A 23,063-nucleotide genomic window follows, 5' to 3' on the forward strand; every position below is an offset into this window, starting at 1 on the left:
AAGTTTTGCAAAGAATCGCGAGAAAGCATTATACGTTTAATCGAGACACTTGGCACCGTTCAATCCTCTCTTGCTACTTTTTTGTCCGATCGAGATTTATTGCCGCCTGTGCGGCGGTTAACTCAAGTAAATTTTACTTGGCAATGAATCTGTATTTCTAAGCCGCCTGTGCGGCGGTTAACTTTACGTGGAAGGTAAATTACAAACGAGAAAATTTTCTAAGCCGCCTGTGCGGCGGTTAACTATGAAAGTAAGGGTTTCCGTCTTTACCGCGAGTTTCTAAGCCGCCTGTGCGGCGGTTAACAAAAACGTTGCTTTGATCCATCGGATGCCAAGTTTCTAAGCCGCCTGTGCGGAATGTTAAAATAGAGCGATTCCCGCTCGCGCTCGGTAACATATTCAACCCGTCCACCGTTTACAAGCACTCGGCAATGTTCAAGATAATAGAAATTTGCACGCTTCGAATGCAAAATTGTTTTTAGATCCGATCCATCAAAAAAGGCACGTTTTTTCATTTATCAACCTTAAAAAATAGATTTAACATTTAAACATCATATCAATTAAATTAAAAATAACAGCCTTAACGATCAAACCAGATAATTAATGCTCAATTCCACAATAATATCTCTTATCATTAAGACTTTCTTGCTCGCACTCATTCTATTTTCGCTTATAATATCTGCGTATTTTATTCACCTCACCTGTTTCATATTTTCATATTTAAAATTCAATACTCAAAAAAAGGATAGACATGTCTGGAATGACAGATATCGAGATTGCACAGCGCCACACAATGAAGCCGATTGTGGAGGTAGCAAAATCGATTGGAATGGATCCCGCTCATCTTGATCTTTACGGCAATTACAAAGCAAAGCTCAATCTCCCGTTCAGCACATTTGATGAGACGCCTGATGGCAAGCTGATTTTAGTCACCGCCATTACTCCAACGCCTGCAGGTGAAGGCAAAACCACTACATCAGTGGGTCTTGGCGATGCGCTGAGTCTTATTGGTAAAAAGACGATGATTGCACTGCGTGAACCCTCGCTTGGTCCTGTGTTTGGCATGAAAGGCGGTGCAACGGGGGGCGGCTATTCTCAGGTCGTTCCGATGGAGGAGATTAACCTTCATTTTACCGGCGATTTCCACGCAATTGGGGCAGCGAACAATCTACTCGCAGCGCTCATTGATAATCATATTTTCCAAGGGAATGCTCTTAATATCGACCCACGCCGAATTAGTTGGAAGCGCGCTGTAGATATGAATGATCGTCAACTGCGCTCGATTATTAGTGGGCTCGATGGTCGTAAAAATGGGACACCACGTGAAGATGGCTTTGATATTACCGTCGCGTCCGAAGTGATGGCGATTCTCTGCCTCTCTAAAGACATTGATGATCTTAAAGCCCGTCTTGCGAAAATTATTATTGGCTATACCTTTGATAATACGCCCGTCACCGCTGGAGATTTAAAGGCGGAAGGCGCGATGGCGGTGCTCCTTAAAGAAGCGCTTAAACCCAATTTAGTGCAGACGCTTGCCCATACGCCAGTTCTGCTTCACGGTGGTCCTTTTGCCAATATTGCCCATGGATGCAACACCATTTTAGCGACAAAATTTGCACTTAAATATGCCGATTATGTCGTGACAGAAGCTGGATTTGGAGCAGATTTAGGCGCTGAAAAGTTCCTTGATATTAAATGCCCTGCAGCAGGAATTTCACCGTCCGCGGTCGTGATTGTCGCTACCGTTCGGGCGCTTAAAATGCATGGGGGCGTCAAGATCGATCAGCTCAGTAAACCCAATATAAAAGCGGTGATTGCGGGACTACCGAATCTTGAAAAACATCTCGATACCATTAAAAATGTGTATGAACTGCCTTGCACCATCGCGATTAATCGCTTCCCTACCGATAGTGATGATGAGATCGAAACGATCCAAAAACGCTGTGCTGAATATGGCGTGAATGTGATTGTATCGAACGTGTGGGCGGAAGGGGGAAATGGCGCGACAGCGCTTGCGCATGAGGTGGTTCGTTTAGCAGAAAATCACAATGGAAGCTATAAAAAACTCTATAACGGCGGATCGACCGTTGAAGAAAAGCTTCACCAAATCGTGACGAAAGTCTATGGTGGCCGTGAGGTGATTTTAACTGCGAGTGCCAAAACCGATCTTAAACTGATTGCCGAGATTGGACTTGACCATCTCCCGATCTGTGTTGCTAAAACGCAATATTCCTTCAGTGATGATAAGAAAAAACTTGGTAGACCCACCGATTTTGCCATCACCATTCGAAATTTTAGAGTCTCCGCTGGCGCGGGGTTTATCGTTGCCTTAAGCGGCACTATGATGACGATGCCTGGGCTTCCAAGACATCCCGCTTCTGAGCGCATTGACTTAAGCTCGGATGGAAAAATTTCTGGGCTTTTCTAGGATTTCTATTATCTGATTATTTAGCTACTGCTGATTCTTCGGATAAACAAAAACCTCGTGAGAGTTAGATCATCACGAGGTTCTATTTTGTTACGCTGTTAAGTTAACTTAATAGCAACTCACATTAATCGTTTAATTTTTTCGCGAGCATTTGGTTAATCATTGCAGGATCAGCTTTACCGCGACTTAACTTCATCACCTGGCCAACAAAGAAGCCGAGTAATTTAGTTTGACCGCCTCGATATTGCTCAACCTGTTTTGGATTTTTCTCGAGAACTTCGCTAATCCAACCATCGATTGCACCGGTATCCGTCACCTGTTTAAGACCATCACGCTCGATAATCTCATCAGCGCTAAGCTCAGAATCTACCATACTGGTAAAGACTTTTCGCGCGATATTATTTGAAATAGTTTTATCGCTAATGCGTGCAAGTAGCCCTGCTAAACGCTCCGCCGATACGGTGAAGGCATCGATCTCGATCTCTTTTTCATTTAAGTGAGCCGATACATCGCCAAGAAGCCAGTTAGCTGACATCTTCGCATCAGCGCCGGCTTCCACCATCGCCACAAAATAATCACTCATTACTCGCGAATGGGTTAATACGCCTGCATCATATTCGGGCAGTTCGTAGGTTTCCATAAAGTGCGCTTTAAGCTCTTCAGGCATCATCGGGAACGTTGCGCGAACTTTTTCAATCGCTTCATCAGTAATAATGATCGGAAGAAGGTCCGGACAGTGGAAATAACGATAGTCATTCGCTTCCGCTTTTGAACGCATTGAGCGCGTTTCATTTTTATCCGAATCGTAGAGGCGCGTCTCTTGGACGATCTCGCCACCCGCTTCCAGTACTTCGATTTGACGCTCAACTTCATAATTGATCGCCTGCTCGACAAATCTAAATGAGTTAATGTTTTTAAGCTCAGTACGCGTACCTAATGGCGTGCCCGACTTATGGATCGATACGTTCGCATCGCAGCGGAATGACCCTTCCTGCATGTTTCCATCACAAATTCCCAACCACGTGACGATCTGATGGAGCTGACGCAGATAAGCAACCGCCTCTTCAGCAGAATTAAGATCTGGCTCAGAAACGATCTCTAATAGCGGCGTTCCTGCACGGTTTAAGTCAACGCCGGTCATGCCATAAACAACGCCGTGGCGTGAGCTTCCCGCATCTTCCTCTAAATGTGCACGGTTAATGCGAATACGTTTTGTCTCACCATTGACCTCAATATCAAGGTGCCCTTCATACACCACCGGCTTATCGAGCTGGCTTGTTTGATAGCCTTTAGGTAAATCTGGATAAAAATAGTGTTTACGCTCGAAAATCGTCCGGCGTTCCACGTTTGAATTTGTCGCAAGCGCAAATAAAATTGCTTTATCTAAAACCGCGCGGTTAAGCGTCGGTAATGTGCCTGGCATTGCAAGATCAACTAAGCTTGCTTGTGTGTTCGGATCAGCGCCATAGGCAGTGCTTGAACCTGAAAAGATTTTTGTGTTTGTGGTCAATTGAGCATGAACCTCAAGACCAATGACAACTTCCCAACTCATAATTTTAATTCCTTACATCTATTAATTTAACGGTGTCTGATTTCGTTCGAATATTACGAATATTTTTCAGGAAGTTTTTTGTGCCAATCGGTCACCGTTTGATATTGATGCGCCATCGCTAAAATCGTGGTTTCATCAAATGCACGCCCTACTAAATGAAGTCCTACCGGAAGATTGTTTGAAAACCCAACCGGATGGCTGAGTGCGGGGAGTCCCGCTAAGTTTGCGCCAATTAAATTCGCGTCAAAAAGAGAATTTTGTACGCCACTGTTATCCGCATCTTTTTGGAATGCCCCTGAAGCCACGGTTGGACCTGCAATCACATCCACTTCGCGTAAAATGGCATTATATTCATCAGTAATTTGGCGACGAATTTTTTGCGCTTTTAAGTAGTAGTCTTGATAGAGCTCTTCGGTAAGTGCGTAAGTTCCCATGAAAATCCGGCTACGAACTTCTTTACCAAAGCCTTCAAAACGCGTGCGTTTATAGAGATCTTCTAAATCCTTCGGATCTTCCGCGCGATAGCCATAACGAATGCCATCAAAACGCGATAAGTTACTCGATGCTTCCGCAGGAGCAACAACATAGTAAACGGGCGTCACTAAATGATGGAGTTTAAGTTCCACATCTACTAGCTCCGCACCAAGCTTTTCATACTCAGCGAGGGCATCGTTAACGGCTTTTTCCGTCTCTTCATCTAAGTTTTCAGCAAAAAAGGCTTTAGGAACGCCAATTTTTAAGCCTTTTAGGGAACGATCTAATTCATCGGTATATGCCGGAACATCGCGCTCAACTGAGGTTGGGTCTTTCGGATCATAGCCTGACATCACCTCTAAAAGCGCCGCGCAATCTTCAGCCGATCCGCCAAGCACGCCACCTTGATCAAGGGAAGATGCAAACGCGATCATCCCAAAACGTGAGATTCGACCATAGGTGGGTTTAATTCCGGTTACACCACAAAAGCTTGCCGGTTGACGAATCGATCCACCGGTATCAGAGCCCGTTGCCGCAACGACTAATCCAGCGCCAACTGCGGCTGCAGATCCACTTGATGATCCGCCTGCAACGCACTCTTCCGACCATGGATTTTCAGTACCACCAAAGAAGCTTGTTTGCCCCGTTGAGCCCATTGCAAACTCATCCATATTAAGCTTACCAAGGGAAATCGCCCCCGCCTCTTTTAATTTTTCAGCCAACGTCGCACTATAAGGTGAAGTGAAGTTAGCCAGCATTTTTGACGCGGCCGTTGTTAAAACGCCCTCGGTACAAACGAGGTCTTTATGGGCAATGGGAATCCCGGTTAAGAGTGTTTGTTCACCGCGTTTAATGCGCTCATCAGCCGCTTTAGCCTCTTCAAGCGCGCTTTCAAATGTTTTTGTAATAAATGCATTGAGTTTTGGATCAAATTGTTCAATGCGTTTTTGATAATGTTCGACTAATTCAACACTCGTTAGTTCTCCGCTATCGAGTTTTTGTCGTAGTTCTTTAATTGTGTATCTATTCATAGTTTTTGTGCTTTTTATTCGATAACTTGTGGAACGAGGTAAAGACCATTGTCGGTAAATTCCGTTGTCTTTTGATACTCTTCACGATGATTTGTTTCAGTTACCACGTCATCACGAAGAATCATATGCGCATCATGAGGATTGCACATAATCTCGGTTCCGTCCGTATTTTGCTCACGGATCACAGCGATCACGTCCGCCATCTGCTCAAGACGCTTGATCTCCGCATCGATATTTTCTTCAGGAATCGCCATCTGTGATAAAAAGGCGAGTCGCTCTATGGTATTTTTATCTATTTTCATCATTTTCTTTACTACTCGTTTTAATCGTATCGGTTCCGGATTCTAAATCATCCGCGCTGACGCTTTGCATGTCGGCTTTTTTTGATGTTTGCTCGTCATCATTTGGAGCAATCTCTTCGTCATAAAGAATCATATAGGCCGGGCCATCGACGTCGTCAAATTGATTTGATCTCACCGCCCAAACAAATGCGAACCCTATTAGGAACATGCCGGCTAAAGTTAGGGGCAACAATATTAAGAGTACGTTACTCATCATCTCCTCCTCGTATGCGAAGTGTATTACCAATGACTAAAAGCGAACTAAGGCTCATGCCTAGTGCCGCCATCCAGGGCAATATCACGCCAAACATTGCAATTGGAATAGCTACTAAATTATACCCCAATGCCCAGGCGAGATTTTGATTAATTATGCGATCGGTACGTTTTGCCAACACAATACCATCCACCAGCGGCTCAAGTTTTTGATCTTTCATTAAAATCATATCCGCGGTGGTTTGTGCAAGGAGTGCTCCCTGACCAATTGCGATAGAAACATCAGCTTTCGCTAATACAGGTCCGTCATTAATGCCGTCTCCTAGCATAGCAACTCTCGCGCCATTTTTCTGTAGTTTTTCTACATAGTGAAGCTTCTCTTCTGGCAATAGATCGCCATGTGCCTCTTCAATGTTTAAGGTTTCATTAAAGCGTTTAACCGTTTCAGTACGGTCACCGCTTAAAATATGGAGTTTATAGCCCGCTTCGCGCAGGGACTCCACCGTTTTTAACGTATCGTCTTTTAAGCGATCGAGCAGCGAGAAAGCCGCAATCAATTGATCACCCTTCCCAAGCCCGACCCAAAGCCCATCATCAAAGCGCTCGTGATGGCCCGTTAGATCAAACCAATCAAGACGCCCAATCTTATATTGGGCGCCATCGACCTCGCCACTAATCCCTTTTCCAACATGGTTAAGAAGATTATCAACTGCAAGCGGCTCAAGGGATTCATCTTCACTCAATTTTCTAAAGCCATAGGCAATCGGGTGACTTGAGCTTGCTTCAAGCGCAGCACCAATCTGTTTAATATAGGCTTCATCCATCGACTCATCAAAATAATGAATCGCATTAATGGTGAGTTTTCCTTCCGTTAATGTTCCGGTTTTATCAAAGACGATATCGGTGATTTTGCCGAGCGTTTCAAGGGCTCCAGAGCGTGTCGCAATCAGCCCCTTTTCTATAATCGCCTGATTTCCGGTACTGAGCGCCGCTGGGGTTGCAAGCGCAAGTGCGCATGGGCACGATACGACAAGTACCGTTAAGGTTACGGAAAATGCACGGCTTGGATCAATCCAGTTGTACCAAACAATAAAGGTTCCTACGCAGGCTATAATAATTCCGAGGACAAAATAGGTTGAGATAATATCGGCAAGTTGCGCGATTTTAGGTTTTTCTGTCATTGAACGGTCAATGAGGCGCGCCATTTGCGATAGAACCGTTTCAGCCCCAATCGCAGTGACTTCCATTTTAAGCGGTTGCTCATAGTTCACCGAGCCACCAATTAGCCGATCGCCTTTGCGCTTCTCAAGTGGCAAACTTTCACCCGTTAACAGAGATTCATCCACCATCGCAACATCATCAAGGAGCACTCCATCAAGTGGAATGCTATCGCCCGGTTTAATTAAAAGATGATCGCCCATCTGAAGACGCTGAGTCGGAACGGGTTCAGTTGATCCATCGGGAAGTAATCGCTCTGCAAAATGCGGCTTAACTTTAAGAATATGATCTGAGACTAATAGCGCTTTATGGCGAGCATTAGTTTCGAGCACTCGCGCCCCTAAGAGTAAAAAGGCAAACATCGTAACCGATTCATAATAGGTCTCATCTTGGCCGGTGATCGTGTTCCAAATACTCCAAATTGTCCCAACAATAATCGCAAGTGAAACGTTGACGTTCATACTTAAACGCCTGTTTTTCAAGTCATGATAGGCCGCTTTATAAAAACTACGACTCGCATAGGTGACGCATGGAATGGCGGCAAACATATTAAACCAGTTGAGGAAATGGTAGGAGTTTTGGCTCATATCATTATATTTACCAAAATAGATCCCAACCGCGGTCATCATCACTTGCATTGAAAATAGTGCTGCAATCCCAAAGTCAATTAGGAGGCTCCGCCACTCTTTTTTAAGTTGTTTCTGTTCAGTCTGTTCATCATAGGGCGTCGCTTCATAACCAAGCTTAATCACCTCCATGAGAATTTCAGAGAGTTTGACTTTCTCAGGGTCAAAGGTGACATGGGCTCGATGCGTTGTATAGTTAATATCAAACGCTTCGACCCCATCCATGCTTTTTAACCCATTTTCGAGAAGCCATACGCACGCGGCGCAGACGATATTGTCCACAATGAGATAGCTCTCTTTGAACTCTTTATCGCCTGTTTTACGTGTATAGACAAATTGTTGAGCAATATCAGGATGATCATAAAACGTCAATTCCCGCTTCAATTCGGCGGGAATTAACTGTTCGCTCATCACAGGGCGTACAGCCCCTGCTTCACGGTGATCATAATAGCGCGTCAATCCTGACTGCGCAATCATCTCTGCTACTGCTTTACAGCCAGCACAACACATTGGCTGATCGATGCCATCAATCTCCGCATAAAACGGAGGGGTACCCTTGATAGGAAGATGGCAATGATAGCATGCTCCTACTTCATTGCTCATTTCATCTCTCTTTAGTTATGAGTTATAGTTGTTATTAATGCTTAATGCTTAATGCTTAATGCGACTTAGTTTTGCGCAGTAACCGCACGGCCTTTACGCTTTTTATTAAGTAACTGATCAAGGCGCGCTTCACATTCACTATTGCCGACTTCACAATTAATCACCGTTGAAGCGACTTGTTCAAAGGTTGCATCATCTTTTGTGATTAACAGCTCTAAATTCCAGCGACCGACGCGCTCAAATTTAACCGGTACTTCGTAAAGCCCTGGCCCAACCATTTTGACATCATACACACGATCAAGCTCTTGCTCTGCCGAACGGCCAAATTCAGCCACTATTACTGCATCATTAATGGGATAATTATCACGATCAATCACACGAATTTTAAAAACATTATCTTCATCAATACGCGGGGTTTTCTCAAAGCCAAAATCGACTTTCCAACCACGTTCACGCTGAAGCACCATACGTTTTTGATACTCATTAAAATAAGCTTCTTTTTTGTGATAGGCATTCGGAACTTCCCCTGAGAATCGAGTATTCACCTCAACACCATCGTTTTTAGTAAAGCGAAGCCCTTTTTCTGCCATAAAGACAAAGTTAAGGTCAACGATTACAAGGACAACGAAGAACGCTAAGATCGCGATCGGGCCCCAGTGCATCTTTTTGCCATCATTACCGGCTAAAGATTTAAGCCCACCCTTCCCGATGAGATAATATGCAAACGCAGTGACAAGATTCGATGAAAGGTAGAGAGCGAGAACATCGCCCCCTTGCCAATTCACGATCGACACCGGTACCAATACTGCGATACTAATCAGCGCTGAAATACTCGCCGCTTGCAGATAGGTAAAGCGTAACAGTTTGTTAAACATCAGGCAGAGTAGAAAAACCCCAACAATGCCCGATACCATAAATATAATTGTGCCAATCATGAACGATTCCTCTAGTTTATTAGTTACCAAAGATCGCTTTAACACGGCGTTGATCGGTTACTTCACCAGTAGCTGGGTCTTTAACTGTCACAATAAAGCCGATCTCACGATCCTCAGTTTCCCCTTTTCCAGCGATAACACTTGCCGCTAAGCTGATGCGCTCACTTGATTCAAGAATATAGCCGTTAAATGGCATATCAAGCTCGTAGTTATCTTTATCTTCTAACTCAACAAAGAATTGCTGTTTTGACAAGGAGAGGTTATTAAGTTTAATCTCATAACGTTTTTGTAAACGACTATCTGATAGTGTTACCAGTGCGCGGCGTTCAGGTTCAATTTTGTATTGCGCATTATCACGGTTCGCAACACTGAATCCTAATAGGCCAATAATCACACAAATCACGGTGAAATAGCCGATGTTACGCGGTGAAAAATAGTTGGTTTTTCCACCTTCTAATCCACGCTCAGACTCATAACGAATCAGACCAGTTGGATAGTTAAGGCTGGTCATCATGTTATTACATGCGTCAATACAAAGACCACAAGTAATACATTTATAGTTTACCCCATCACGGATATCGATTCCGGCAGGACACACATGCACACAAAGGCCACAATCAATACAATCACCGTGACCGGTTGCCACACGCTCATCATGTTCGCGCGCGCCCCGAATGGGTTTATGACGACCTTTTTCACCCTCGCCACGTTTTTCATCATAGGTAACGATTAAAGTATCTTTATCGAACATTACTCCTTGGAAACGAGCATAGGGACACATAAAGGTACAGACTTGTTCACGGGCAAATCCTGCCATAATGAAGGTGGTTGCGGTTAAGAAAAGCGTTGTCATATACGCCGCAAAAGGCGCGTGGCCGGTAAAGAAATCAATAAAGAGTTTTGGCGCATAGTTCCAATACGCGGTAAAGGTAAAACCTGTCCAAAATGCAAAGAGTAACCAGAGCAACCAAGTCCCCCCTACTTTTGCAAATTTCTCACCATTCCATGGGCTTTCATAAAGCTTTTTACGTGCATTTCTATCGCCTTGCACCCATGATTCGATAAACATAAATGCGTCAGTCCAAATTGTTTGGAAACAAAAATACCCACAAAAAACTCGACCGAGCACAGCGGTTACGAAGAATAGACCAAATGCAAAGAGTGCGAGCACCCCTGCTAACCAGAAAATATTCTGAATGTCGACTAAAAGATTGAAAATATAAAATTGACGACCGACAATGTCAAATTGGATCGCCTGCTGTATGCCCGGAATTCCACGATCCCATGGCACCCAAGGTAATAAAAAGAATGTTGCATATGCTAATAGCAACATACTGGTTTTGAACGTTCTGAACTTCCCTTTTACCGAGCGGGTAAAAATTGGGATGCGTTTTTCATACAGTTCTGCTGCTTCTGGAGTTTGTTGGTTGCTCACTACACGTACCTCTTGTCTACACACCTAAAATAGATGGCCCTATTATATGCTATTTACCGCGTATAATCATACCACAGATCATTTTTCTATCTTTAAAAAAAGGATTTTTAAACGGTGTCTAAAAATCCTTTCCTATTACTTTAAATTGTCTTAGCAATCAGTATTTACTGACCACCGCCTAACTGGTGAACATATACCGCAAGTGCACGGATCTGTTCTTTCGTTAGACGATCTTTCCATGAAGGCATTTCACGGTGAGTGGTATCAGGAACAACACCATTTTCAACGTGTGGAATGATCGCTGCAAGTTTCTCTTCAGGAGTCGTCATACTGTTAATATCAACGATTTCCCAAATATTGTCAGTTAAGTCAGGCGCCCCCATAAGTGGGTTACCTTTTGCTTCTTTACTGCCACTTGCATAGTTTACGTGACAAGTATGACATGCGTTAGGTGTACGGCCGTAGAATAGTTTCTCGCCGCGCTCAAGCGCTTCCTCATCTCCTGAGTAGTTGCCTGAAAGACTTAATGCGTATTTACTTACATCTAAGATCTGATCATCGGTCATGTTCGCAGGACCTTTCTCCGGTTTTGCCGGTGTCATGTTACCTTTACGACCACGCGTGATAGTCTCTTCGATCTGCTCAAGCTTACCGCCCCATAACCATGCGTTATCGGTTAAGTTCGGATACATCCCGATTTGACCTTGCGCATTTGCGTTGTGACAGGTTGCACAGTTATCACCAAAGGTTACTTTACCAACCGCACGTGCAAATTGAATCATTTTAGGATCTTGTAAGATCTCTGCAGGTTTCATTTCGCTTAACTTTTTAAGGTTCGCTGTACGGTTTTGCGCTTCTGGAGAAGTTTGAAGCTCGTTTGCTAAACGCACACGGCTGTTCCAGTTACGATCTGTGGTGACGCCTTCATCTTCGACTTTAAGAGTATAGAACCCTTTAGTATAGGAGTTAGGCAGTGGCCACGTTGGGAATAAAATCCAATAGCCAATACTGAAAATTACCGTACCGTAGAAAGCCATTAGCCACCAGCGCGGAAGAGGGTTGTTATATTCGCACAAATCCTCGTCCCAGACATGCCCGGTAATACCTTCTAATTTTTCAAAATCTTTTTCTTTGTTTTCACTCATTTTAAATTCCTCAGCAATATGTGAAGTTTAAATCATTACCGATCGCTTTTTCCCTTTTGATCTTCTTCGATAGCCCGATTTAAATCGTCTTCGTCATCCATAAAAGGGATATAGCGGTATTGATCAAAACGCTCTTTACGTTCTTTTCCAGTGAAGACATAGAACAGAATTCCGACAAACACTGTAAAGAAAAGCACAGCTGCCAGTGTTTTACTGTTACCCATGTCGGTAAACCACATTAAAAAATCTGTCATTCTATGTCTCCTTTCCAATTAACGGAATTTACTGAACTCAACACCTTGGTCTTGTTTAAACTCAACCATAGTTCCAAGCACCTGTAGATATGCTACTAATGCATCCATTTTACTAATTTCATCGATCTTATCTTTATGAATATAGTTTTTACGGATCTCTTTTGCTTCTTCTACAAGATTTTTCTTAGCATTATCAATATGAAGTAAGTCTGCAACCTCTTTACCAAACTGCTCGAGGTTTGCTTTGTACTCATCCATATTTGCAGAGTAAGGTACCCCAGCTAAACGAAGCGCTTTCATGTGTTGACCAACGGTCTCAACATCAAGCTTCTCTTTAAGTAACCAAGGATACGCTGGCATGATGGAATCTGGCTCTTCACTTTTCGGACGATATAAGTGATTTACATGCCATTGATTGTCCATTTTACCGCCAACTCTTGCTAAGTCTGGCCCAATACGACGCGAACCCCATTGGAATGGACGGTCATATTGTGATTCAGCAGCGAGTGAATAATAACCGTAACGCTCAAACTCATCCTGCATTGGGCGGATTTGTTGAGAGTGACAGTTGTAGCAACCTTCAGCAACGTAGATATTACGACCTAACATCTCTAAAGGCGTGTATGGGCGAACCGCATCAACTTCTTGAGTCGCTTGAACTTTACGTTTTCTAGCGTCTAATACGAATTCACCTTTTTCATCTGTAGCGTAAACGGGGACAGGACGACCACGCTTATCCGTTACATAGTTGAAATTATCATCTAATTCATACTTAGGAACTTCTTTTTTAACTTCCTCGATCGAATCATCAATATAGAAGAGCGGAACAATCTCAATTAATCCACCGATACTGATAATCACCATGATAAAGAGGAGAAGAAGACCACTATTGGTTTCTAAACGTTCGTGTTTAATCATTGATATTTACTCCTATCTTAATTATGCGTGAGCAGCAACTGCTGGGATTTGAGCATTTCTATCCGCTTGTTCTCTGTTACCAGAAAGCATAGTCATTACGAAGTTGATAATCATAATCACCGCGCCTAAAAGATAGAGTGCACCACCGATCGCTCTAAAGATATAAGGAGTGTGCATAAAGTTCACAGTCTCAATAAAGCGATATACAAGTGTACCGTACTCAGGGTTAAATGCTCGGAGCATCATACCTTGACCAATACCTGCAACCCAAAGAGATGCAATGTAAAGAACGATACCGATAGTTGCTAACCAGAAGTGAGCAAAGATTAAACGCTCGCTATAGATCTTAGTACCGAAGATACGGGGAACTAAGTGATAGAGCGAACCGAAAGTAATCATCGCAACCCAACCTAACGCACCTGAGTGTACGTGTCCAACAGTCCAGTCAGTGTAGTGCGAAAGCGCGTTTACTGAACGAAGACTCATTAAAGGACCCTCAAAAGTACTCATACCGTAGAACGATAATGAAACCACCATGAAGCGGATAATTGGGTTAGTACGAATCGTATCCCATGCACCTGAAAGCGTCATAATCCCGTTGATCATACCCCCCCATGATGGAAGAAGAAGAAGAACCGAGAAGGTTGCCGCAAGTGATGAAACCCAGTCAGGAAGTGAAGTCCAGTGTAAATGGTGAGCACCTGCCCACATGTAGAGGAAGGTTAATGCCCAGAAGTGAACGATCGACAGACGATAGGAGTAGATTGGACGTCCAGCTTCTTTTGGAACGAAGTAGTACATCATACCTAAGAACGCAACGGTAAGAATGAATCCTACTGCGTTATGGCCGTACCACCATTGAACCATCGCATCTTGCATACCGGCAAATACGTTATATGATTTTAACGTGCCTGCGCCAAATACTGGAATCGCGATGTTGTTGAAGATGTGAAGTAATGCAGTTGCACAGATAAAGCCGAGGTAGAACCAGTTTGCAACGTAGATATGTTTAACTTTACGTCTCCAGATTGTATTGATATACACCCAGAAGTAAGTTACCCAAATTACCGCTACAGCCCAGTCAAAAATCCACTCAAATTCTGCGTACTCTTTACCTTGTGTATAGCCCATCACATAGGTGAACGGTACGATTGAGAAGACAATTGCCCAACCCCAGAACACAAATTTCGCTAGTAGCGGATAGGCTAATCTAACGTGACATGTTCTCTGAACAACATAGAATGAAGTACCGATTAACGCCGATCCCCCCATTCCGAAGATCACCATTGTGGTATGCACTGGACGTAAACGACCAAATGATAACCATGGTGAATCAAAGTTAAGTGCAGGCCAGGTCAGTTCAAGCGCGGCCCAAAGACCGGCTGACATCCCGACAGCACCGAAGATCAACGCAGTGATTACAAAACCTCTAACCACCCCGTATTCGTATTGATTATGAAGACTTTTAGTATGTCCCATAGTACCCCCGAAAGTTAATAAACATAATTAAAAAACTACCCCTTAAAGCAATATACATTTACTTACACAATGCATAGTACTAGAACCTTGCGATAGGTTCTTGATATCTGTCAACTTGTATTTCTAAACCGCCATAGCTGACGGCAATTTAGCCAATTTAACGCCTATATTAAACAAAAATTAGACCGGTAAATCAACTCCAGTAATCATCTTGAACACTTTTATCGCATATCGATCCGTCATCCCCGAAACAAAATCAGTCACTTGCAAATAACGCATGTAGGGATCTTGATTTATAATGCGATTATCCGATAAAAACTGATCTGGCATAAATTCCATTAACATCCGCGTTTTTGAGCTCCCCTGCCCACGCGCTTCCGCTCTTACTGCACCAACAAATGCTTCTAGCAATGTTTCGAGCACTTTAAATCCTGCAATTCCCACCTCTAGCACCGGATCTGAGACATAAATATTTTTATACGCAAAGCGTTTAATCTCTGCAATCGCGGTTTTAGATGGAATGATTGAGAGGAGCGGTTCACGGCATTTCCCCTCTAAAATTGTCGACTCATTTTCAATAAATACCTTAATAATTTCGTCGACTAAAATCCCGATCGTATAAGCGCGCAGATATTCAACCCGATCTTTTTCCCGAGGAATCCGAGAAAGACGCGCATGCGGCATTTCATGATGTTCGGTAATAATCGCCTCATAAAACTCAAACGCCCCTTCCGCACTAATCAATTTTAAGCGGTAAGCATCTTCAATATCGACCAAGCTGTAACAGATATCATCCGCCGCTTCGAGTAGATAGGCAAATGGATGACGATACCATGCATTAGGCAATGTCTCATGCGGTTTTAACGTCGCATCTTCGGCAAATCGGGTGAAAAAGGTCTTTTCTGCTTGGAAATAATTAAATTTATGGAAAGCGATGTGGTCGGCTTTTTTACGCTGATCGCTGCCACATGGATATTTAATAAAGCTCGCAATCACCGGAAGCGAGAGCTGCATTCCTCCGTAATTATGGGAGTTTTGCAGTTTAGTCAGCAATCTAAAAGCTTGGGCATTTCCCTCAAAATGAAGAAAGTCAGCTTTCTCAAGATCCGACACTTCGGAAAGCGCTTCCTGCCCAATCTGATTATCGGCAAAAAATCGGCTAATCGCCTCTTCCCCTGCATGACCAAACGGTGGATTACCAATATCATGAGCAAGTGCTCCGGCGGCTAAAATAGCACCCGAGCTTGAGGCAGTGATCCCCGGAATGTCATAGCGATCCACTAAATACTCACCGAGCATGGTGCCAAGACTGCGGCAGACGCTGCTTACTTCCAAACTATGGGTTAAACGAGTGCGAATATAATCGGTCTGCGCGAGAGGAAAGACTTGCGTCTTATCTTGTAGTCGGCGAAAGGCTGCGGAAAATACGAGCCGATCATAATCTTTTTGGAAGGTTGTTCGATAACTGGGCGCCTCTTCAACGGTACGATGACCAAAGCGCTTCGCGGTAATCAATTCTCTCCAACGTTGTTCTAGCATACCCTCTCCTATCTGTTTACTTCCCTAGCATACACCTTCTATGTGACGCGCGGGTTTCCAATCTCGCTTCAAAAAAACTTGCTTTAAAAGAAAAAGCGACCCTTACGATCGCTCTTTACTCAGCTGGTCAATGGGCCAGCGTGCTTTTAAATTGACTTTTTCACTGCTCTCTTGACGTTTAAGACGCTCGTGGCCGACATACGCCACCATTGCACCATTATCGGTACAATATTCACTCCGCGGGAAAAAGACTTCAAATCCACGTTTTTCAGCCTCCGCTTTCAGCATTCGGCGCAATTCTTGATTCGCACCAACGCCGCCAGACACCACTAATTGCGTCACATTTTCCTGTTTAAGTGCGCGAATCGCTTTTTTAATAAGCGTATCGACAAGCGCCTCTTGGAAACCTGCGGCAATATCAGGATAATCCGCCTCGCTATGACCTTCAATGGTCAATAAAGCTTTTGTCTTAATTCCACTAAAGCTAAAATCAAGCCCCGGGCGATCGAGCATTGGGCGCGGGAATTTAAATCGTTTTGGATCTCCGCCTTCCGCCATTTTTGCTAAATGCGGGCCACCGGGATAAGGAAGCCCCATCAATTTTGCCGTTTTATCGAACGCCTCACCGACTGCATCATCAAGCGATTGCCCTAAAAGCTCATATTCTCCAAATGCCTTTGCGAGCACCAATTGCGTATGCCCGCCCGATACCAAGAGCGTAATAAACGGGAACTCAGGTTTTTCCTCCTCGAGCATCACCGCCATTAAATGCGCCTCCATGTGATTGACCCCTAAAATCGGACAATCAATGGCCAAACTTAATCCTTGTGCGTAGGAAGCGGCCACCATAAGCGCGCCAATCAACCCCGGCCCTTCGGTATAGGCAATCCCATCAATATCCGAGAGCGATATATCGGCCTTTTCAATCAGCTCTTTTACTAAAAGCGGTAATTTACGAATGTGATCCCGCGAGGCAAGCTCAGGCACAACACCGCCATATTTTGCATGGAGTGCAATTTGCGAATAGAGCTCATGCCCAATTAATCCTCGCTCTGAATCATAGAGCGCAACGCCCGTCTCATCACAAGAACTCTCAATCCCTAAAACAATCAACGTATATCCTTATATTTTCTGTTTTATCAGTCGTACTGTGTGTTCTATTTCGAGCCATAGTATGCGTTATCGATCGAAGCAGAACACCACTGAATGTGTTTAAAGTTAAAAAAGAAGAATCCCGCCCCACACTAGCGCAAGAATCATCATGGCAAAAAATACAATCGCTGAACCGATATCTTTCGCCTGTCCTGAAAGCGGATGAATCTCAGGCCCAATCCGATCCACAATTGCTTCAATGGAAGAATTCACAAGCTCCATCATCATCAATAAAAGCACCGAACCCACCATTAATATTAGCTCAATTTTGGTATCAGCGAGCCAAAACGCGAGTGGAATTAAAATAACAGCGAGGAGCGCCTCTTGACGAAACGCCGCTTCCGATTTAAATGCCGCTTTTATGCCCTTCATAGAGTAAAAAAACGCATTGATAATGCGTTTTAATCCCGTAGCACCCGGTTTATTCATCATATTATTTGATCTATCTTAATTTAAGTGGCCTATCGTTCAAATTGAAGCTCGTGCACTTGATATTCTTCTTGTAAATTCTCACCTTCATCGAGCATTACCCAGATAATAAAGGCGACAAATAGGATAATATAGACCCAAAAAAATGAACGTTTCTTCTCTTTCTTTTCAAAATACATAGGTTTAACTTGCTCTCAATTTATAACTATAATGTTAGATCACTTGAAATTCTCAAAAAAAACTCCAAACTAAATATAACATTTTTATTCGATTGGAATTTAGGTATTATAACAAACACCCAAAACGCGAGCTACTCAAATCGCGCACCAATCTTATCTACATTCGGGATATAAGGTAATATTTAATGACAAAATCACTGGTCATAGTTGAATCACCAGCCAAAGCAAAAACCATAGAAAAATATCTAGGGAAAGATTTTACCGTACTTGCCTCATTTGGGCATGTGCGTGCGCTTGTGCGTAAACAGGGCTCTGTGGACACAGATAATAACTTCGACATGAAGTATGAAGTCCTTAGCCAAAACAAAAAGCATCTTGCGGCGATTGAAAAGGCGTTAAAAGACGCAGACAACCTCATGCTCGCAACTGACCCGGACCGCGAAGGGGAAGCGATTTCATGGCATATTTTAGAGTATCTAAAAGAGAAAAATGCCTTAAAAGATAAGAAGATTTCACGCGTGGTTTTCCACGAAATCACCAAAAAAGCGATCCAAGATGCGGTACAAAATCCCCGCGATCTTGCGATGGATTTAGTCAATGCGCAGCAAGCTCGAACCGCGCTCGATTATCTCGTTGGATTTAATTTATCACCGCTTTTATGGAAGAAAATTAGCCCCGGATTGTCAGCAGGACGCGTTCAATCACCGGCACTTCGCATGATTTGTGAGCGTGAAGATGAGATTAACGCCTTCGTCTCTGAAGAGTATTGGTCAATCACCGCTGATCTTAATAAAGATTCAAGTAAGTTTACCGGTCGTCTTACGGATTTTGAGGCTGAAAAAGTGGAACAATTTAGCTTCCGCGATGAAAAATCGGCTACTCATGTGGTTAAAACCTTAACCGATGCCTTTGGTAATGAACTGCCGGTTGTCAATGTTGAAAAGCGTCAGCGTCGCCGCAATCCCGCACCGCCCTTCACTACTTCAACCTTACAACAGGAAGGGTCACGCAAACTTCGCTTTAGCGCCTCTCGCACCATGCGCGTTGCGCAAAATCTCTATGAGGGGATTAATCTTGGCACTGAAACGATCGGTCTGATTACCTATATGCGTACCGACTCGGTCACCTTATCGGACGAAGCGCTTACCGACATTCGCTCATACATTACCCGCGAACATGGCAAAGAGTATTGTCCTGAAGCGCCACGCATCTATAAAACGAAATCCAAAAATGCCCAAGAGGCTCACGAGGCGATTCGCCCTACCTCGGTGTTTAGAACGCCAGAATCGGTGAAACAATATCTCGATTCGGATCAATATCGTCTCTATGAGCTAATCTGGAAACGTGCCGTTGCCTCTCAGATGGAATCAGCCATTATGAATACCACCGCCGTTGATTTAGGGGAGCAAGGCAAACACCTTTTCCGCGTTAACGGTTCAACCATCGCTTTCCCAGGCTTTATGAGCCTCTATCTTGAAGATAATGATGATGAAAAAGCTGAGAAAGAGGAAGATCGCATCTTACCGGAGATGGCGGTTGGCGATATTGTTGCGCTAAGCGATATCATCCCCAATCAACATTTTACTGAGCCACCACCCCGTTATACGGAAGCCTCGCTCGTAAAAACCCTTGAAGAGTATGGCATTGGCCGTCCTTCCACCTATGCAAGCATTATCTCGACCCTGCAAAATCGTGAGTATGTCACCATGGATGCGCGCCGTTTTATTCCTACGGATGTTGGGCAAATTGTCTCGCGCTTCTTAACCGAACATTTCACCCAATATGTCGATTATGATTTCACCGCAACGCTTGAAGATAGCCTCGATGAGGTGTCTCGTGGTGAGAAAGAGTGGGTACCACTACTTGATGCTTTCTGGCAACCTTTTATCACTCAATGCGATGATGTGGAAGAGAATGTCTCCCGTGCGGATGTGGCGCAAGCCCGCGTTTTAGGGGATGATCCGAAAACTGGTAAGCCCGTATCTGTTCGGATTGGTCGCTATGGGCCTTTTGCTCAAATTGGCGATAAAGATGATGAAGAGAAACCAAAATTCGCTTCACTTCTTCCTGATCAACGCCTCGATACCATCACGCTCGAAGAGGCCATTGCACTCTTTAAATTACCGCGCGTTCTAGGCAAAGGCGATGATGATTATGATATTCGCGCCAATATCGGTCGCTTTGGGCCCTATATCCAATACGGTCCACGTAAATTCGTCTCGCTCAAAGAGTACGACCCTTATACGGTGACCTATGAAGAGGCACTGGAAGTGGTTAAAGCGCACAAAGAGGCAGAAGCAGCGAAATATATCCACACCTTTAAAGAGGGAGAGCTCACCATCGAGGTAATTAATGGCCGCTACGGGCCTTATATCACAGATGGTACGAAAAACGTGCGTGTTCCGAAAGATCGTGACCCGAAAACACTTACTTTAGATGAGTGTAAAGAGATGATCGAAAAAGCACCGGCCAAAAAAACCCGTGCGAAAAAAACCACTACCAAAAAGGCTGCAGAAAAGAAAACGACCGCGAAGAAGACAACGGCTAAAAAAACGGCTGCCAAAAAGCCTGCAGCCAAGAAAACAACAGCCAAAGCTGCAACCAAAGCAACGTCAAAAACAACCACTAAAACGGCAGCTAAAAAGACGACGACTAAAAAAGCCACAAAAAGTGATGCGGGTAATGAATCTTAATCTCGATTCATTCCGCGAACATTACCACTAAATTGGGGTAACGCTTTAAAACGCTCAAACTAAAAACGCCTCTAGGAACGTGATACAATCGACCCTATAGGCGTTCTTTTTATCCACAATTTTAATTTAATTGTTAATTGAAAACCATTCATTCAGGAGTTTCTATATTTATGGCCGATAATCCAGCGAAAATCTTAATTGTTGATGATGAACAAGATATTTGCGATCTCGTCAGCGACATTTTACAAGACGAAGGATACGAAGTGGCGGTTGCCTATAACGGCGCGGAAGCCAATGCCCTCAAAGAATCGACCGATCCTGATCTGATTTTGCTCGATATTTGGATGCCCGACATTGATGGGATTTCACTGCTTAAATCGTGGCGTGAAGCGGGCAATATGGCACCGGTGATTATGATGAGCGGCCATGGAACCCTCGAACACGCCATTGAAGCGACAAAGCTCGGGGCATCGGACTTTTTAGAAAAGCCGCTCACGCTTGCGAAACTTTTAATGGTGGTGGATAAAACGTTAACTGAAGCGCCTGCTCTGCTGGCTGAATCGATCGAGCCGATTTTACCCACTGAAAAACCCTATCCTTTTGAGCCGGTTGGGCGCAGTTTAGTGGCACAAAATCTGCGTAATAATCTGCAAAAATCGGCCTCGGTCTCCCATGCCAATATTTTACTGCTTGGTGAGCCAGGTACCGAGATTGATGGCGTTGCAAGCTACATTCATGACCTCTCCCCAGAACGCAAGGGGGCTTTTTTAGAGTTTAACCTTGGCACTATGAATGATGCGCTCTTTAATTCCACCTTTTTCGATCCAAGTGGAAAAATCAGTCCTCAAATCATTCAGCACGGCAATGGGGGAATTCTCTATTTTAAAGAGATTGATGAGGCGAGCACTGCGATCCAAACCGCCCTTGCCAAACTATTAAATGCCCTTGCAACTGAGCGCAAAACAAGTAGCGCAATTCAACTGCGCGCTATTTTCTCCGCCGATGCCTATCTTCCCTATTTAGTGGAACAAGAGGAATTTTCAAGCGAGTTATGGCACCTTTTAAATGAGGTAACCATTCAGCTGCCTTCGCTTCGCCTCCATCCTGAAGATGTGCCTGAGCTCATCAATGCTTATGTGCACTATTTTGTGGAAGAGAAACATCTCAATTATCGCCATTTCTCGATTGCTGCACAAAATCGCCTTCGCAATCATGAATGGACGGGCAATCATCAAGAACTGAAAAATCTCATTAAACGCCTCTTAATTTTAGGCTCACAAGATGAAGTATCGCTCGATGAGGTGAATGCGGAGCTTGAAAAGCAGATTCTTGAAGCACCGAAAAAAGCAGACGATCATACCTATTCGCTTCCGCTTGATCTGCCACTTCGCGAAGCCCGAGAACAATTTGAGCGGGCTTATTTAATTGCTCAATATGAGCGCGTTGATGGCAATATGGCAAATCTCGCAAAGCTTGTGGGAATGGAACGAACAAACCTCTATCGTAAATTAAAATCGCTCGATATTGACCCAAAAACTGGCAAATAACGATAATGCCATCACCATCATGATTAACTTTTAATGACAACCTGCACACACTGCTATGACTGATTTTTCCTACCTTAAAACAAATTTAGATCACCTAAACGCTCGCATTGAAACGGCGGCTAAAAAAGCAGCCCGTGATCCCAATGAGATCTCGCTATTAATGGCAACAAAAACGCGTACGCCCGAGGAGATTAATGCGGCAATTGAGTTTGGGTATGGGTTATTGGGGGAAAATCGCGTACAGGAACTGGTAGAAAAAGCGCCTCACTTACTCACTAAAGCTGATCTTTCGGATATTAAGCTTATTACTCCACGAGAAAATCACTTTATCGGCCAACTGCAAGGCAATAAAGTCGCGGACGTTTGCCAAGTCGCCACCTGCATTCAATCGGTCGATCGCCTTCGCATTGCCCGCCGCATTAATGATTATTGCACGCTCAATCACATTAATATGGAGGTATTTATCCAAGTCAATACTTCCCGAGAAGCAAGTAAATCGGGCCTCTTACCGGAAGCACTTTTTGAATTTTTAGCCGATATTAAACCGCTCACCAAGCTAACCATTCGGGGGCTGATGACGATTGGCCTACATAGCGATAATGAAACTAACGTCCGCAAAGGGTTTGCGCTTCTTCGCAACCTCCGTGATGAATCCATTGAGAAAGGCCTTCTTCCTGACACGGCAACAGAGCTCTCGATGGGGATGAGTGGCGATCTTGAGCTGGCGATTTTAGAGGGTGCCACGATGATTCGTGTCGGCAGTGACATCTTCGGTCAGCGGGATTATTCGTAGTTACTCCACCACTCCATTTAAATCAAGAGAGACCTAAATTAAGGCGGATCACTCACTTTATCGCTTAAAAATCGGCCAA

At 44.0% G+C, this 23,063-nt stretch carries 19 protein-coding genes and 1 CRISPR repeat array; of the genes, 4 read left to right on the forward strand and 15 right to left on the reverse strand.

Translation table 11 applies throughout. The features are described from left to right. Positions 1–94 precede the first annotated feature (94 nt). A CRISPR array of direct repeats spans positions 95–364; the repeat unit is 28 nt; unit sequence TTTCTAAGCCGCCTGTGCGGCGGTTAAC. A gap of 387 nt (positions 365–751) precedes the next feature. Next, positions 752–2,428: a formate--tetrahydrofolate ligase gene (locus OXI21_RS08600; protein WP_279619159.1), complete on the forward strand. Its 1,677-nt coding sequence runs from the start codon at positions 752–754 to the stop codon at positions 2,426–2,428. Between the two features lie 124 nt (positions 2,429–2,552). Here the strand turns inward: OXI21_RS08600 and gatB are convergent, their stop codons facing one another. The 15 genes from gatB to OXI21_RS08675 form a co-directional block, all read right to left on the reverse strand. Next, positions 2,553–3,980, reverse strand: a complete 1,428-nt coding sequence (gatB, locus tag OXI21_RS08605; RefSeq protein WP_279619160.1) for an Asp-tRNA(Asn)/Glu-tRNA(Gln) amidotransferase subunit GatB — start codon at positions 3,978–3,980, stop codon at positions 2,553–2,555. A 53-nt stretch (positions 3,981–4,033) separates the two neighbouring features. Next, a complete protein-coding gene (gene gatA / locus OXI21_RS08610; protein ID WP_279619161.1) occupies positions 4,034–5,485 on the reverse strand; it encodes an Asp-tRNA(Asn)/Glu-tRNA(Gln) amidotransferase subunit GatA in 1,452 nt (483 codons plus the stop codon). Between the two features lie 14 nt (positions 5,486–5,499). Then, a complete protein-coding gene (gatC, locus tag OXI21_RS08615) occupies positions 5,500–5,790 on the reverse strand; it encodes an Asp-tRNA(Asn)/Glu-tRNA(Gln) amidotransferase subunit GatC (RefSeq protein ID WP_279619162.1) in 291 nt (96 codons plus the stop codon). Further along, on the reverse strand, positions 5,774–6,043 hold the full coding sequence (gene ccoS / locus OXI21_RS08620) for a cbb3-type cytochrome oxidase assembly protein CcoS (RefSeq protein WP_279619163.1): 270 nt from the start codon (positions 6,041–6,043) through the stop codon (positions 5,774–5,776). The genes gatC and ccoS overlap by 17 nt, the downstream gene beginning before the upstream one ends. Continuing rightward, positions 6,033–8,486, reverse strand: coding sequence for a heavy metal translocating P-type ATPase (locus OXI21_RS08625; RefSeq protein ID WP_279619164.1), 2,454 nt, complete (start codon positions 8,484–8,486; stop codon positions 6,033–6,035). Before OXI21_RS08625 ends, ccoS begins: the two co-directional genes overlap by 11 nt. A 65-nt stretch (positions 8,487–8,551) precedes the next feature. Then, complete coding sequence (locus OXI21_RS08630) at positions 8,552–9,421, reverse strand: FixH family protein (protein WP_279619165.1); 870 nt, start codon at positions 9,419–9,421, stop codon at positions 8,552–8,554. 19 nt (positions 9,422–9,440) lie between these two features. Then, on the reverse strand, positions 9,441–10,856 hold the full coding sequence (ccoG, locus tag OXI21_RS08635; protein ID WP_279619166.1) for a cytochrome c oxidase accessory protein CcoG: 1,416 nt from the start codon (positions 10,854–10,856) through the stop codon (positions 9,441–9,443). A gap of 164 nt (positions 10,857–11,020) precedes the next feature. Then, positions 11,021–12,001 (reverse strand): cytochrome-c oxidase, cbb3-type subunit III, encoded by a 981-nt coding sequence (gene ccoP / locus OXI21_RS08640; protein ID WP_279619167.1) that lies wholly within the window; start codon positions 11,999–12,001, stop codon positions 11,021–11,023. Positions 12,002–12,036: 35 nt separating this feature from the next. After that, a complete protein-coding gene (locus OXI21_RS08645) occupies positions 12,037–12,255 on the reverse strand; it encodes a cbb3-type cytochrome c oxidase subunit 3 (RefSeq protein WP_279619168.1) in 219 nt (72 codons plus the stop codon). Positions 12,256–12,273: 18 nt separating this feature from the next. Continuing rightward, the gene (gene ccoO / locus OXI21_RS08650) at positions 12,274–13,170 is read right to left on the reverse strand and encodes a cytochrome-c oxidase, cbb3-type subunit II (protein WP_347815531.1); all 897 of its coding nucleotides are present in this window, start codon (positions 13,168–13,170) and stop codon (positions 12,274–12,276) included. Between the two features lie 24 nt (positions 13,171–13,194). Continuing rightward, positions 13,195–14,652: a cytochrome-c oxidase, cbb3-type subunit I gene (gene ccoN, locus OXI21_RS08655; RefSeq protein WP_279619170.1), complete on the reverse strand. Its 1,458-nt coding sequence runs from the start codon at positions 14,650–14,652 to the stop codon at positions 13,195–13,197. A gap of 180 nt (positions 14,653–14,832) precedes the next feature. Continuing rightward, a complete protein-coding gene (locus OXI21_RS08660; protein WP_279619171.1) occupies positions 14,833–16,191 on the reverse strand; it encodes a deoxyguanosinetriphosphate triphosphohydrolase in 1,359 nt (452 codons plus the stop codon). A 102-nt stretch (positions 16,192–16,293) separates the two neighbouring features. Next, complete coding sequence (gene tsaD / locus OXI21_RS08665; RefSeq protein ID WP_279619172.1) at positions 16,294–17,304, reverse strand: tRNA (adenosine(37)-N6)-threonylcarbamoyltransferase complex transferase subunit TsaD; 1,011 nt, start codon at positions 17,302–17,304, stop codon at positions 16,294–16,296. A gap of 105 nt (positions 17,305–17,409) precedes the next feature. Further along, positions 17,410–17,772, reverse strand: a complete 363-nt coding sequence (locus tag OXI21_RS08670) for a diacylglycerol kinase (RefSeq protein WP_347815532.1) — start codon at positions 17,770–17,772, stop codon at positions 17,410–17,412. A gap of 32 nt (positions 17,773–17,804) precedes the next feature. Further along, a complete protein-coding gene (locus tag OXI21_RS08675; protein ID WP_279619174.1) occupies positions 17,805–17,951 on the reverse strand; it encodes a hypothetical protein in 147 nt (48 codons plus the stop codon). Positions 17,952–18,136: 185 nt separating this feature from the next. On the opposite strand from OXI21_RS08675, the gene OXI21_RS08680 reads away from it, so the two are divergent. The 3 genes from OXI21_RS08680 to OXI21_RS08690 all read left to right on the forward strand — a co-directional run bounded on the left by OXI21_RS08680 (position 18,137) and on the right by OXI21_RS08690 (position 22,984). Next, positions 18,137–20,644, forward strand: coding sequence for a DNA topoisomerase I (locus OXI21_RS08680; protein WP_279619175.1), 2,508 nt, complete (start codon positions 18,137–18,139; stop codon positions 20,642–20,644). 170 nt (positions 20,645–20,814) lie between these two features. Next, positions 20,815–22,191 (forward strand): sigma-54 dependent transcriptional regulator, encoded by a 1,377-nt coding sequence (locus OXI21_RS08685; RefSeq protein ID WP_279619176.1) that lies wholly within the window; start codon positions 20,815–20,817, stop codon positions 22,189–22,191. Between the two features lie 55 nt (positions 22,192–22,246). Then, positions 22,247–22,984: a YggS family pyridoxal phosphate-dependent enzyme gene (locus OXI21_RS08690; RefSeq protein ID WP_279619177.1), complete on the forward strand. Its 738-nt coding sequence runs from the start codon at positions 22,247–22,249 to the stop codon at positions 22,982–22,984. Positions 22,985–23,063: the final 79 nt, after the last annotated feature.

The organism is Ignatzschineria sp. RMDPL8A, assembly GCF_029815055.1.
GTDB lineage: Bacteria > Pseudomonadota > Gammaproteobacteria > Cardiobacteriales > Wohlfahrtiimonadaceae > CALZBJ01.